At 33.3% G+C, this 14,635-nt stretch carries 13 protein-coding genes; 4 read left to right on the forward strand and 9 right to left on the reverse strand.

Annotated elements, in window-relative coordinates:
- Positions 1-26: 26 nt before the first annotated feature.
- The 8 genes from H602_RS0100100 to H602_RS0100130 all read right to left on the reverse strand — a co-directional run bounded on the left by H602_RS0100100 (position 27) and on the right by H602_RS0100130 (position 9,422).
- A complete protein-coding gene (locus tag H602_RS0100100) occupies positions 27-1,016 on the reverse strand; it encodes a TerC/Alx family metal homeostasis membrane protein (protein WP_026976187.1) in 990 nt (329 codons plus the stop codon).
- Between the two features lie 34 nt (positions 1,017-1,050).
- The gene (locus H602_RS0100105) at positions 1,051-3,750 is read right to left on the reverse strand and encodes a DNA gyrase/topoisomerase IV subunit A (RefSeq protein WP_026976188.1); all 2,700 of its coding nucleotides are present in this window, start codon (positions 3,748-3,750) and stop codon (positions 1,051-1,053) included.
- An 11-nt stretch (positions 3,751-3,761) separates the two neighbouring features.
- On the reverse strand, positions 3,762-4,946 hold the full coding sequence (locus tag H602_RS17870; protein ID WP_051224044.1) for a PDDEXK nuclease domain-containing protein: 1,185 nt from the start codon (positions 4,944-4,946) through the stop codon (positions 3,762-3,764).
- Between the two features lie 2 nt (positions 4,947-4,948).
- Positions 4,949-5,128 carry a hypothetical protein gene (locus tag H602_RS19770; RefSeq protein WP_157504773.1) on the reverse strand — a complete coding sequence of 60 codons (180 nt, stop codon included), beginning with the start codon at positions 5,126-5,128 and terminating at the stop codon, positions 4,949-4,951.
- Positions 5,129-5,194: 66 nt separating this feature from the next.
- Positions 5,195-7,051 carry a DNA topoisomerase IV subunit B gene (locus H602_RS0100115; RefSeq protein ID WP_026976189.1) on the reverse strand — a complete coding sequence of 619 codons (1,857 nt, stop codon included), beginning with the start codon at positions 7,049-7,051 and terminating at the stop codon, positions 5,195-5,197.
- 125 nt (positions 7,052-7,176) lie between these two features.
- Positions 7,177-7,851 carry a TIGR02117 family protein gene (locus H602_RS0100120; RefSeq protein ID WP_026976190.1) on the reverse strand — a complete coding sequence of 225 codons (675 nt, stop codon included), beginning with the start codon at positions 7,849-7,851 and terminating at the stop codon, positions 7,177-7,179.
- Between the two features lie 155 nt (positions 7,852-8,006).
- On the reverse strand, positions 8,007-8,504 hold the full coding sequence (locus H602_RS0100125; RefSeq protein WP_026976191.1) for a hypothetical protein: 498 nt from the start codon (positions 8,502-8,504) through the stop codon (positions 8,007-8,009).
- Between the two features lie 129 nt (positions 8,505-8,633).
- Positions 8,634-9,422, reverse strand: coding sequence for a hypothetical protein (locus H602_RS0100130; RefSeq protein ID WP_026976192.1), 789 nt, complete (start codon positions 9,420-9,422; stop codon positions 8,634-8,636).
- 262 nt (positions 9,423-9,684) lie between these two features.
- On the opposite strand from H602_RS0100130, the gene aroC reads away from it, so the two are divergent.
- From aroC to H602_RS20400, 4 genes are all read left to right on the forward strand, one after another.
- Positions 9,685-10,746 (forward strand): chorismate synthase, encoded by a 1,062-nt coding sequence (gene aroC, locus H602_RS0100135; RefSeq protein ID WP_026976193.1) that lies wholly within the window; start codon positions 9,685-9,687, stop codon positions 10,744-10,746.
- Positions 10,743-12,032 (forward strand): dicarboxylate/amino acid:cation symporter, encoded by a 1,290-nt coding sequence (locus tag H602_RS0100140; protein ID WP_026976194.1) that lies wholly within the window; start codon positions 10,743-10,745, stop codon positions 12,030-12,032. Before aroC ends, H602_RS0100140 begins: the two co-directional genes overlap by 4 nt.
- A 327-nt stretch (positions 12,033-12,359) precedes the next feature.
- Positions 12,360-12,620, forward strand: coding sequence for a proline and serine-rich protein 1 family protein (locus H602_RS20495; protein ID WP_026976195.1), 261 nt, complete (start codon positions 12,360-12,362; stop codon positions 12,618-12,620).
- Between the two features lie 320 nt (positions 12,621-12,940).
- The gene (locus tag H602_RS20400; RefSeq protein ID WP_281170753.1) at positions 12,941-13,066 is read left to right on the forward strand and encodes a hypothetical protein; all 126 of its coding nucleotides are present in this window, start codon (positions 12,941-12,943) and stop codon (positions 13,064-13,066) included.
- Positions 13,067-13,357: 291 nt separating this feature from the next.
- On the opposite strand, the gene H602_RS0100160 is transcribed toward H602_RS20400, so the two are convergent.
- Positions 13,358-14,575 carry a porin family protein gene (locus H602_RS0100160; protein ID WP_026976196.1) on the reverse strand — a complete coding sequence of 406 codons (1,218 nt, stop codon included), beginning with the start codon at positions 14,573-14,575 and terminating at the stop codon, positions 13,358-13,360.
- Positions 14,576-14,635: the final 60 nt, after the last annotated feature.

Raw genomic sequence — 14,635 nt, forward strand, 5'->3', positions numbered from 1 at the left:
AAAACTTTGAATTAAAAGTGCTGAATTTAAGATTTTTCTGCAAATAGTGCCGAAAGTAGTACCGAGCCAATTAAAATTCCTCCAATAATAATTAGGGAAAAAACGGATTCTACATGATAAAATGGAGCAACTATCATTTTTAAACCAATAAATGTAAGAATGATGGCTAATCCATATTTAAGCATACTGAACATGTAAAGAAAATTATCGAGCAGAAAAAATAACGCTCTTAAGCCCAAAATTGCAAATATATTTGATGTGTATAGTATAAATGGATCATCAGAAATTGCAAAAATAGCCGGAATTGAATCTACTGCAAAAAGTAAATCCGTGAATTCAATAACTGCTAAGACCAAAAACAATTTTGTAGCAACGCGTTTCCCGTCTTTTATGGTGAAAAATTTATCTCCATCATATTCATCGGTGACTTTAAAAATTTTTCGAACCAGTTGTGCTCCTTTGCTTTTATTGTAATTGGTATCTTCTGACTCTTCATCCGAACTCCAAGATTTAATTCCAGCGTAAACCAGAAATAGACCAAAGAAAGTCATAATGATATTGATATTATACTTGAATCCTTCAATGCCAAAATTCCCTAAAATGGTATTCAAATAAGTTAATCGAATCAGATAAGCTCCCGAAAAAATAAAAATTGCGCGCAAAATTAAAGCACCTACGATTCCCCAAAAAAGTATTTTGTGCTTATTTTGATTGGCCACATCAAAAAATTTGAAGACCATTATAAAAACAAATAAGTTGTCTACTGAAAGCGCTTTCTCAATCCAATATGCCGATTGAAATTCAAAAAATTTGGTTGGTCCCGCTATATTATATAGTACTGCACTAAAACCCATCGATAAGCCAATCCACACTGCGGACCAAATTAGAGCTTCTTTATTGGATATTTCGTGACTATTTTTATTAAAGACGCCCAAATCTAAAAGCAACATTACCACAATTACAATAGCAAATAAAGCAATTAACCAAGGATGTTCAACATAAAGCGGATGTTCCATTTTTGTAGTACAACTAATTTAGTAAGCATAATTATTAAGCACCTTCATTATCGTTTTCTTCAAAGAGATTAATTTGGCCATCTTCATCTAATTTCACATTTGTATTTAACTCATTTTCACCAATCACTTCTCTGTCTTGTTTAGCAACTTCTTCTGGGATTTCAAAGGGTAATGACTCTAATAAATTAATTTGTTTGATTTTATCAGCAGTCAATTGATTACCTAAAGCTTTAATTCCTTTTACAGATATAAAATCATCAAAATCAATTGTTTGATTTTCTTTTTGAACTCCTTTTACTTTTGCAAAAATTACTTCTGCAACTGGTCGATAATCTGTGGCTACAATTTCAACGTGTGATTTTGGATGTTCGGTTATAAAAAATTCTTCCTTGTTTCCGTTGTCAATTAGAAACCGTTTTATAAAATATTTTTCCTTTTCCCCTTCAAAATAGATCGCGGAAATAGGTTTTTTAGGCGACCATTTTTCAAGAACAATCATATCATCATCAAAGTGCGTCGTCAATTCTGGAATAATAGTTTTTACTTTCCCCGATTGTTGAATAATTAACAGTCGATCGTTTGGTTTAAATTCGCCTAAAAGTTCGCCTCTTCCATCAACATTTAATTTCTGAACGGTGTCGTCAAACCAAATGCGTCGCGGTTTTAAAGTTGAAATTCCTTTTTCTTTGAGTTCAATTTTTTTGATTGGATATTTAGTTACCAAATTTCCTTTGGAACCTCGACCTTTTATAGCTAAATCCGCAAAATCGATATCAAATTTTAATTTTTTAACTGTTCCTACTTGACGTAATAATATAGTTATAACTTCAGCTTCTCCATTTGGATTATGCGAAAAATAAAGTACTTGGGAACCTGCTTTGTCTTGACTTAATGGGTAAGCTTTATCTCTCGTGACACCAGAAACATTGAATCTCTTGATGTAAGAAGGTCCCGATTTTCCGTCACGATAAATCATGTTGTAAATCGTTCGTTTGTCTTGCTTGTCAAAGATTGCAATGTGAATAATGTCTTTTCCAACAAATTTCTTGTCGTCTACTTTTGAAATCATCATCGAACCGTCTCTTAAAAAAACAATAACATCGTCAATTTCAGAACAATCAGCTACATATTCGTCTTTTTTCAATCCCGTTCCAAAGAAACCTTCTTCTCGGTTGACGTATAATTTTGTATTTCTAAGGATTACTTTTGTAGCTTCAATATCATCAAAAATTCGTAGTTCCGTTTGACGTTCTTTCCCTTTTCCGTATTTCTCTTTTAATTTTGTAAAAAAGGCTATAGCAAAATCAATAATGTGTTCCAAATCGTGCTTGACTTGCTCCATTTCTGCTTCTAATTTTGCAATCGCATCATCCGCTTTATCGGAGTCAAAACGCGTAATTCGAATCATTGGAATTTGCGTCAATTTCTGCAAATCATCATCGTTGATTTCGCGAACTAATAAATCTAAATAAGGTTCGAAACTTTTGTACAAATAGGCATAAAGTGCTTCTCTATCAGAATACAATTTGAAATCAATGTACATTTCTTCACGAATGAAAATCTTTTCTAATGTTGAAAAGTGCCATTTGTTTTGCAACTCAGCCAATTGGATTTCCAACTCACTTTTAAGCAATTCAACCGTTCTGTGGGTTGAAATTTTCAACATTTCAGAAACACCAATAAACAGCGGTTTATGATTTTCAATTACGCAACCTAATGGAGCAATTGAAGTTTCGCACGCTGTAAAAGCAAACAAAGCGTCAATCGTTTTATCAGGCGAAACCCCTGGAAATAAATGAATTAAAATTTCAACTTCGGCAGCAGTATTGTCTTCAATTTTCTTAATTTTGATTTTACCTTTGTCGTTGGCTTTCAAAATACTGTCTATCAAACTTCCTGTATTTGTGGAAAAAGGAATTTGAGTGATGACTAATGTTTGCTTGTCTAATTGCGCAATTTTCGCACGAACTCGAACTCTTCCGCCACGAAGTCCGTCGTTATAATTGGTAACATCAGCAATTCCAGCCGTAATAAAATCTGGATATAGCGTGAATGGTTTTCCTTTTAATATTTTTATTGAACTATCAATCAGTTCGTTAAAATTATGTGGTAATACTTTTGTTGACAACCCAACAGCAATTCCTTCAGCACCTTGCGCCAAAAGTAATGGGAATTTCACAGGTAGATTTACCGGTTCAGCTCGACGACCGTCATAAGAAACACCCCAATCCGTGATTTTTGGAGAATATAAAACGTCGTGGCCAAATTTTGAAATTCGAGCTTCAATATAACGAGAAGCTGCAGCACTGTCGCCGGTAAGAATATTTCCCCAGTTTCCTTGCATGTCGATAATCAGTTCTTTCTGACCAATTTGCACCATCGCGTCACCAATACTAGCGTCACCGTGAGGGTGATACTGCATGGTATGACCCACAATATTCGCCACTTTATTGTAACGACCATCGTCTAATTCCTTCATCGAATGCATAATCCTACGTTGAACCGGTTTAAAACCATCTTCAATCGCAGGAACTGCTCTTTCCAGAATTACGTAAGATGCGTAGTCCAAAAACCAATCTTTGAACATGCCGGTTACTTTTGTAATCGTATCTTCCGGACTGTCATTGGTCTCGTAAAAGTGATGTCCCGAGGTTTGAATGTCGTCAAAACCTTGATTTTCGTTTTCTTGACTTTCGTTTTCTTCGGGGATTTTATTTTCTTCGTCTTCGTTCATTTATGCTTAAATTAATCTCTTTTTTCAAAAGATTTTACATCAATTTCTATTATGTTTTTCAATTCTTGTTCTGTAGGTAATTGCAATTTATATTTACTTACAAATATTTCTTGAGACAAACCACCTAAAGCGTAATGCACCAAGGCGTTGTCTTTCTGGCTACAAAGTATGATTCCTATTGGCGGATTATCATTCTCAACCATTTCATTTTCTTTGAAATAGTTCAAATAGACGTTCATTTGTCCAGCATCCGAATGGTCAAAATCGCCAATTTTCAAATCAATCAAAATATGACATTTCAGAATTCTATGATAGAAAACCAAGTCAATTCTATAATGCTTATTGTTGAATGAAATTCTTTTTTGTCGTGCTTCAAAACAAAATCCACGACCTAATTCTACTAAAAAATTTTGCAAATGGTTGATAATCGATTGTTCCAAATCATTTTCAGAAAATTGCGACTGTTCCGGAATATTTAGAAACTCTAAAATGTAAGGACTTTTTACTATTTCACTAAAATTACTTAAAGTATCATTTTTTAACTTGTCAAACATCAGTTCTTTATTTGAACTTAATCCAATTCGTTCGTAAAGCATTGCACTTATTTCCCGCTGAAGTTGTCTAACGGTCCAATTATTTTTAATGGTTTGAATCTCATAGAAGCTTCGCTGGGTTGAATCGTCTATTTTTATAAATTCTAAAATATGTGTAAAACTTACTTTACCTACAAATAGACTTGGATTTTCGACTGCAATAGATTTTACTTTTTTATCTGCTTTAAAATTTCCAATCAGTGATTGTATAATCTCGTTTTCGTCCAAATTGAATTTTCCAATCATTGATTGGATAATCTTATAGTCATTGTTTTTTTCTAGTTTCAATTGTTCAGTCAGCGTCTGAATAATTGAAGGATATGTTAAGAAAAAATTTTTAAAGCTATGTAACATCATTAATGACATACCTTTCACCTTCTTCTCCTTTAAATTATTCGCAATATTTCTATATAAATTATCTCCATATTCTGCTCTATCTTGGCCTTTTTGTTCATATTCAAATAAATACATTCCAATCAACCAATTACGCAACGTGTATGCATAATTTACCTGCCGATTTGCATAATCAGAAAAGTAGGTATTGATACTTTCAATCTGAACAGATATGTTTTGGAGATTTTGCAAATTTAATTTAATACTCAATATTAAAAATTATACTTCTCTTTACAAATATGACGTTCTGTTATTACGGTTTCGCCATTTGATTTTTTTACAGTATTAGAAACTGTTTCACATTCAATATGATCATTTGAAAAGTGAATAAATAAAAGTACAGAAGCCGTCGAAATTATTATTGAAAATAAGATTAAGGTGAGTTTTTTCATTATTTTTTGAAATTAAACTATGTTTTCATTTATGGTTTTTTATTTTTTGTTAGCTGCGATTTTGCATTATTCTTTCTCGACAACATCCAATTCCACCTTCAAATTATTAATGATAAACTCTTGTCTATCCGGAGTGTTTTTTCCCATATAAAACTCCAATAATTTTTCAATAGAAGTCGATTTATCCAACATCACTGGGTCCAAACGAATATCAGCACCAATAAAATGCTTGAACTCGTCGGGAGAAATTTCTCCTAAACCCTTAAATCGCGTAATTTCTGGTTTTGGCTTTAATTTTTCAATCGCATTTACGCGTTCGTCTTCTGTATAACAATAAATGGTTTCTTTTTTATTTCGAACTCTAAATAAAGGTGTTTGCAGAATATATAAATGTCCTTCTTTGATTAATTCTGGGAAAAATTGCAAGAAAAATGTAATCAAAAGTAACCGAATGTGCATACCGTCGACGTCGGCATCGGTTGCAATTACGATATTATTGTACCGCAAATCTTCCATTGCTTCTTCAATATTTAAAGCAGCTTGTAATAAATTAAACTCTTCATTTTCATAAACAATTTTCTTTGACATCCCGTACGAATTCAACGGTTTTCCACGCAAACTAAAAACCGCTTGCGTATTTACGTCACGCGATTTTGTTATGGAACCCGAAGCTGAATCTCCCTCAGTAATAAAAAGTGTACTTTCTAAATAACGTGGATTTTTAATGTCTGCCAAGTGAACCCGACAATCACGTAATTTTTTATTGTGCAGATTGGACTTCTTAGCTCTGTCTTTCGCTAATTTCCGAATACCAGACAGTTCTTTTCGTTCCCTTTCTGCTTGAAGGATTTTACGTAAAAGTAAATCAGCAACTTCTGGATTTTTATGTAAGTAATTATCAAGTTTTGTTTTCACAAAATCATTTACAAAAGTCCGAACCGTAGGTTTATCACCTCCAACATCTGTTGAACCTAATTTTGTCTTGGTTTGCGATTCAAAAACCGGTTCCATTACTTTAATGCTTACCGCACTTACAACTGATTTTCGAACATCGGAAGGTTCAAAGTTTTTATTGTAAAATTCGCGAATCGTTTTCACCAATGCTTCACGAAAAGCAACCAAATGCGTTCCTCCTTGAGTCGTATTTTGACCATTAACAAAGGAATGATATTCTTCTGAATATTGTGTTTTACTGTGTGTTAAAGCTACTTCAATGTCGTCGCCTAAAAGGTGAATAATCGGATACACCTTGTCTTCTTCGGCAATATTTTCGTCTAATAAATCTTTTAATCCGTTTTCCGAAAAGTATTTTTCCCCGTTGTACAAAATTGTTAATCCCGTATTCAGGTAACAATAGTTTTTCAGCATTTTAATTACATACTCATTTCTAAATTTGTAATTTTTAAAAATAGCTTCGTCTGGAATAAATATTACTTTGGTTCCCTTACGTTTAGTTGTTTCAATGATTTCTTCGTCCAAAACTAAATTTCCAGCTGAAAATTCTGCAGATTTTTGCTTTTCATCACGAACGGATTCTACCCTAAAATAATTGGAAAGTGCATTGACGGCTTTGGTACCAACTCCATTTAAACCTACTGATTTTTTAAAAGCAAGCGAATCGTATTTCCCACCAGTATTCATTTTGGAAACCACATCAACCACTTTTCCAAGAGGAATTCCACGACCGTAATCGCGTACCGAAACTGTTTTATCTCTGATACTTACCTCAATTGTTTTTCCAGCACCCATAACGAATTCATCGATACAGTTGTCTAAAACTTCTTTAAGTAAAATGTAAATTCCATCATCAGCCGACGAACCGTCGCCGAGTTTACCGATATACATTCCTGGTCGCATTCGGATGTGCTCTTTCCAGTCAAGTGAACGGATATTGTCTTCGTTGTACTGATTTTGTTCTGCCATTTGAAAAGTGTGGATTTTGTGCTAATGTACGGCATCTGCTCAAAAAATAAAAGTGCGTAGAAACAAAATTATTAAAAAGTAATAAATCCTATGAAACATCCTATTTACTTTTCTATTACGGGCTTTTAATTGTAATGTTGAAATATTCCACGATCAGTCGCGGTCCACAAAGCTGCTTTTTGATTCATCACTTTTAGCCCGTTATTTGCCCAAGTATTGCACGTGTAAAAGAAATTATAAGAACCTTTTGCTTCATAAAAACTGTCGTTTTGGCCATACGTTGTGGCATTAATCAATAAGGGTTTGCCATTAACATCAAATTGAAATTTCTGTTCAATATAATCAACCAACGCTTGGTATTCTTGAGCTGAGACCTTAATTTTTATACAATTTTCGCCTTCTTTCATTTCTTTATAAAAAGTAGCGTGCATTGCTGAACCTCCCAGTCCAAAAGCGGCTACAAACGCGGTGCGGAATGTCAAATCCGACCATTCGGGTGTGTTTAAATAAAAACCTTTATCGCCCCAACCTATGCCGATAAATTGCATAGTTGAATCCTGCGATTTAATATGACTGTATGCAATTGATGTGCTCCAATCTTTATAGTCAGTTTTAATAGGAACCACAATATCAGTGTGAACACCATTAGTTTTAATGTAAACTTCTACATCTTCGGCAGGTTCCACATCCTCGTTGTTAACTGCTATATAAGGAACTGCAAAAACAAGCAGCAAGTAGGCGAGTAGGAATGCCACTAAAACTAAAATAACTTTACCTATAATTAGAAACATTTTTTTCATCTTTTGTAGATTCAAGATTATTTTTCATAACAACTATTTTTTGACACTTTTGACGGAATTATTCATTATTATTCAAAAAAAAAGCACTTACAAAATTTATCTGCAAGTGCTTTATTTGAAATATTCACCAAAAGAATTTCAGTAAACCAATTTAATTAAAATTGGTAACGAACTCCCAAAGCGATGTCTGGACCAAAGTTGTCATTTCTAAAGTCATCACCAAAATAAAGTTCAGGACGAATGTCTAAAGAAAGCATCAATGGAATGTCAAAATTATATTCAATCCCTAGATTTCCGGCAGCTAAGAAAAAAGTACCGCTTTCGTCATTCTTAAAATTATCATTTTTGTCGTTAATGCTGTAACTTCCTAAACCACCACCAACACCAGCGTACCAGTTGAATCCGCCTTCAATATTCCAAACCCATTGGTACAATCCAACTATCTTAAATGAATCATAGTAATCATTATTACGTAATCCTAAATCCAATTCCAAACGGTTGTTGTCACCAAGTGCTCTTTGATAAGTAACTTCAGCACCAAATCCGTCATTGTCACCTAAACGTAAACCTAGAGCATTTTTACTAATCTCTTGTGCGTTTGAAGCAAATGCTAATCCTACTAGCATTATTGCAGATAAAATTATTTTTTTCATTTTTGTTTTATTAAATATTTGAAGCAAATGTAGGCCTTATTGCGTCATCCACATTGTGATATTTTTAAAATATGTTGTAATATTTCATAAACAATTCGAATTCTGCAATTTGAAATGATAGAATAAGTGTTAGTCTAAAAATTCTTCGATAGTAGACGAGCCAATTTGCGGAATGGGGAATTCAATTTCTGCTTGAGAAAAATCATTCAATTCATAGTTGACCTCTGTTTTGGAATAAATCATGCCAACTCCTTCCGCATAATAATGTGTCGAAATAATTACGTCTTGCGAGTTCAAAATACCAATGGAAACCGGCGTGTTGAGTCCGGGTAAAGTATAAATGGTATTTACCTTTAAGTTGGCTACTAACTTAATGACCTTTACGTTGGAATAACTTTCTCTTCCAGGAACGGTAAAAGTGGCAAGCGATTCTTTAAAAAATGACTCTAAATTATAGTCTATTTTTATTGGCAGACCTTGTAGATCTTGTTCAATGGTTCCTGATTTAGTATCAAGCTGAGCATTGTTACTGCTGTTTTCTTTAAATAAAACAAAGTCTGTAAGGTTTATGTCAATTGGGAATAATTCAGATAAAGCAAAACCTGTGGTTCCGGAAATTAGTAATTTATCACCTTGCTTTCGAATAGAACTATTATTTAAAGCGTTAGTGTAAAATCCAAATGGAGTGGAAGCTGTACTAAACGTATTATAGGTGTTGCTGTTAATTGTAGTTTCACCACTTATAAAAAGTGAATCGCGTCCTACATTTTGATTTTCAATACTGACATCATAAAGCCAAGCGGAAGATGCATTTAAGGGCATAAAAATATTTTCGCTATCGACTGAGTTTTCGTCATTACTAGAACAAGAAGTTAAGCCTAAAAATAAGAAGGCAGCGCCAAAGTATATTTTTTTCATTTTTTCATTTTTTATTCGTTGCTAATATAATATAAATACGTTACTTAATTAATAGCTTAGCTCTTTTGTCAACTATTAATATGATTTTATGTATTTACCCTCGAAAGTTTAAATTATTTTAGATAAAATAACTAGTATTAATTAGATGCGAATTAGCTTTAAAACGTTTGTCAGGTTCTATATATGATAGGTCTTGTAAATTTTGGGTCAATTTTTTTTATACGTTACACTAAAAGTTTACATTTGTTCAAAACCAAGTATTATGGCGGGAAATAGCTACGGAACTTTATTCAGATTAACAAGTTTCGGCGAATCGCATGGCGAAGCATTAGGAGGTATTATTGACGGCTGTCCGGCTGGAATCATGTTAGATTTGGATGCAATTCAGGCTGATTTAATTCGGCGAAAGCCTGGGCAATCTGCTATTGTAACCCAAAGAAAAGAAGGAGATGAAGTACATTTTTTATCTGGGATTTTTGAAGGAAAAACAACGGGAATGCCTATTGGATTTACCATTTTAAATACGAATGAAAAGTCGAACGATTACGATCATATTAAAGATGTATATCGACCGAGTCACGCTGATTATGTGTATGAAAAAAAATATGGCCTTCGCGATTACCGTGGTGGTGGAAGAAGTTCTGCACGAGAAACGGTTTCAAGAGTAGTTGCTGGAGCCATAGCCAAACAGATTTTACCTGAAATAAAAATAAATGCATTTGTATCTTCTGTAGGAGATATTTTTATTGATAAACCTTACCAAGACTTAGATTTTTCCAAAATAGAATCTAATATTGTGCGTTGTCCAGACGAAAGTACAGCGAAAAAAATGGAAGCGTACATCAAGCAAATTCGTAAAGAAGGAGACAGTGTTGGTGGTACAATTACTTGCGTTTTGCAAAATGTTCCTATTGGTTTGGGCGAACCTGTATTTGATAAGTTACATGCAGAATTAGGCAAAGCAATGCTCTCTATCAATGCTGTAAAAGGTTTTGAGTACGGAAGTGGCTTTTGTGGTGCGAAAATGAAAGGGAGCGAACATAATGATTTATACAATGCTGACGGCACTACAAAATCCAATTTATCTGGTGGAATCCAAGGCGGAATTTCAAATGGAATGGACATTTATTTTAGAGTTGCATTCAAGCCAGTTGCTACAATCATGCAATCTCAAGAAACGATAGACCATCAGGGAAATAGTGTACAAATGCAAGGAAAAGGCCGACACGATCCTTGTGTAGTTCCAAGGGCTGTACCCATTGTAGAAGCAATGGCAGCGCTGGTTTTAGCCGATTTTTACTTACTAAATAAAACACAAAGATGAAGTTAGCTTTACACTGGAAAATATTAATTGGAATGATTCTCGGTCTAGGTTTTGGACTGCTGATGAAAAACCTAGAACAGCCAGAAATAGTGATTGATTGGATAAAGCCTTTCGGAACTATTTTTATCAATTTGCTCAAAATGATAGCTGTACCATTAATTGTAGTTTCATTAATTACTGGACTAGCTGATCTTAAAGATATTTCTAAATTATCAAAATTAGGTGGAAGAACCGTACTACTTTATTTATTTACTACAGTTACAGCGGTTACCATTGGTTTAGTTTTGGCAAATATTGTAGAACCAGGAAGTTACATTAATGACGTTTCCAGGGATACGCTCTTGGAAAGTTTTACTGGTGATGCAAATGCAAAAATTGAATTGGCTTCTTCAGCTAAAAGTCAAGGTCCGTTACAACCATTAGTAGACATCGTTCCAGACAATTTTTTCCAAGCTTTAACGGATAATGCAAGTATGCTAAAAGTAATTTTATTTACTATTTTACTTGGAATCGGAATTATTTTGGTGGACGAGAAAAGTTCTAAACCTGTAGTTGACTTTTTTAAAGGTTTAAATGAAGTAATTTTAAAAATAATTGACATCATTATGTTAGGAGCTCCCATCGGAGTTTTTGCATTGATGACCACGTTAATGGTTGAAATACCTGATTTTACAACTCTTGGTGCTTTAGTAGTTTACGGGTTGACCGTGCTTTTTGGATTGCTAATAATGACCTACATTGTGTATCCAACATTGCTTTATAGTTTTGCAAAAGTTGGACCAAAAAGGTTTTTTGCTGCAATTGCACCTGCTCAGTTATTGGCTTTTTCTACGAGTTCAAGTGCGGCTACATTGCCGGTTACTTTAGAACGTGTGACGGAGCATTTAGGTGTAGATGAAGAGGTGGCAAGTTTTGTTTTGCCTCTTGGTGCCACGGTAAATATGGATGGAACAAGTTTATACCAAGCCGTTGCCGCTGTTTTTATTGCGCAAGCGATGGGAATTGAATTAGATTTAACCGCGCAACTGATGATTGTTGTTACCGCAACTTTAGCCTCAATTGGTTCTGCCGCTGTTCCAAGTGCCGGAATGGTAATGCTTGTTATTGTTTTAGGGCAAGCGGGTATTCCGGAAGCAGGATTGGCATTGATATTTGCCATTGATCGACCTTTAGACATGTGTAGAACGGTAGTAAATGTTACCAGCGATTCTGCTGTTTCTGCAATTGTTGGAAATTCAGTGGGTAAATTACGAAAGCCAGAAGATATCCATGAACGCGTCCTTTGATAAAATTTTCTAAAATTAAATAATTATTAGTTTGTAAAACGCTGTTTATCAAATTTACAGTGTTTTACTTCATATCATTTGATCTTTTAAGTGGATTTGCAAAAAAGCAAATTTCTAAATTTGGCACACTTTTAGAATAGTGCGTTGTAATAACTTAAAACAAATATTACGAAAAATTTCTACACATTTTGTATTTTATTTACAAGTGCTTGCGTTTTTGCTCAAGAGGCAGGTAAAGCAGGTCAGTTGTTAAAGAATGAAGTTAAAAGCACTGATGCTCAAACTGAAGTTAATAGACATGCGATGAACCTGCAAGATTCGTAGAATTTGGTAAAAGCGGTAAAGCGAGAAGGCAGAACGGATGACTCAAAAATGATTATGATTACGTCAACTACGCAGTTTTCACGGTTTACTTCTCGTCAAATTTATGATTTAGTGAAAACGCTTAATTTTGAAAACAATAAGTTGCAATTGGCAAAGCAGCTTTTTTCAAACTGCGTTGATAAACAAAATTTTTATCAGGTCTACAGTGCCTTTAATTTCGAAAGTAGTAAAAGAGAATTAATTGATTTTGTTGGAAAGAAGTAGAAAAGTGAGAGGTGAAAATCTCTCATTTTTTTTGTATACGAATTGCGTTGTAATTAATCTTAAGCTATTGATTGTGAAAGAGGTAATTGGTGAAAAATACTTTTTAAATATTTACAATTAATGCAAACTAAATGTTGCTTTTTCCATGGCAAAATTATGCATATCTTTTAAATCAAACTCAATTTCAGTTAATGCAATGCATTAAATTATTTTTATTATTTAAATTTTTAGTGCGTCATGAAATTTTTTCAATTATGATAAATGTCATTCCTTTAATTTATGAAGAATATTAAATTTGAAAAATATTAAATCTTAAAAATATGAAAGACACTACACTCTTTACTTTGGACAACGGAACATTTATTATGGTATTCGTTTTTGGTTTGGTAATAGCAGGACTAATTGGCGCGGTCTTTATGATGATGAACTCTGATAAGAAGAAATAATTTTTTTGGTATTGTTTCAAAATACTTTGGATGGAATTTTTCTACAAACTAATAAGTCGGCCGTGATAAATGTCTTGGTTTTCAGACCTGTAAGCAACTTCTGTGACTTTGGACTTCCCTTTTAATCGTGTCATCAACAAGGCATTACAATCGGTTATGATTTCCTAGAGCTACACTTTTTTAAATTATAAATTGCAGACATAGGTAGTCAATAACAGTTTTACCAATCATTTTTGATACAAGGATTATGAAGCATTACCAACAGTACAAACAGCAATTACACTATCTCTTTTAAAAAATAGAATAGCCTAAAATTATTGATGTTGTAGCGTATGATGAACCAATAAGAAGGTATTCGCCTAATGCATCTCTGGTTTGATATCTAAATTCTACACTAAACGTATCGTAAAGTTTGTAACCCAGTCCAACCGTATAATTTTTATTGGCTTCGATCTTGAAGTTCTCTGTAAGTAGGTCAGAACGTCTAAATTCTATATTAGATTTAGCACTTAGATCTAAAACATAGGATACATTTAAGAATAATTTTGAATGATTATTTAGGAAAAAATAATGTCTCAAACTTATCGGAACATCAATGGAAGTATAATCTATAGAAGCTTCATATGATCCGGCATTAAAACCAATTTTGGTAAAGCGTTTTTGTGATTTATAATTTTGATAGGTAGGTTCAATTGCAATGGACCATTTATTTTTATTAAAAGGCAAAATATACTCAGCTTCAATCCCAAAACCAAAGCCTATCTCGCTTCCAAAATCTACGTTATAAATCGAAGTTGATGAGCCATTCATCTCAAAAGTTGAATTATTGATGCGAGGTCTAAAAGTTAAATTGAATAAATCGCGCTTTATATTAGGCCTAAAATCAACGACTTCCACATTAGAGCATTCACTGTATTGAGAAAAAATACGAATTAAATCGCGTTTCTTGTATTCAATTGTTTCAAACGTACTAATTTTAAAAGCGTCACATTTTAAATCGGAAAATAATTGTTGTCTGAAAGCGTTATTGGTCGCAATTTGACCGTCTGTCGTTAAGTATTTTTTGTACGTTAATTGCGTTAGAGTTCCGTCCGCTGTATTGTAAAAAAACCGGATAAGGTTTGAATCTGAATATTCAAATAAATTTGCTTTTCCTTCTACTAAAACTTTTAAAAATAATTTTTCTTCAGTAAATAAAGGATCTTTTGTGGTATTTAAAGAACCCAACATATTACTTGACTTGTCAATGTTTACGGTTGCAGAAATGTATTTGAAGACATTATAGATTCCAAATTCCTGCACATTTTGAATCGTAGCTGTTTTTATTTCGCTTTCATCACTTAGACGGTATTCTAGTTCAACCGGATTTCGTTTAGAATCACTATTTTTGATTAAACACTCTGTCTTTTGATTTAAATGATCAATTATATAGCCCTTTTCAAAGGTAATTTGGGAATAGCTGTTAACAGATAATAGAACAGTGATAATTAAGAGTAATTTTTTAACCATATTGAATAATTTTAATTGCGTTTTGTTGTATTAGGTCTGAAACATTATTACAGCTTTTTC

Origin of the sequence: Flavobacterium tegetincola DSM 22377 (assembly GCF_000425485.1) — a bacterium.
GTDB classification, from domain to species: domain Bacteria; phylum Bacteroidota; class Bacteroidia; order Flavobacteriales; family Flavobacteriaceae; genus Flavobacterium; species Flavobacterium tegetincola.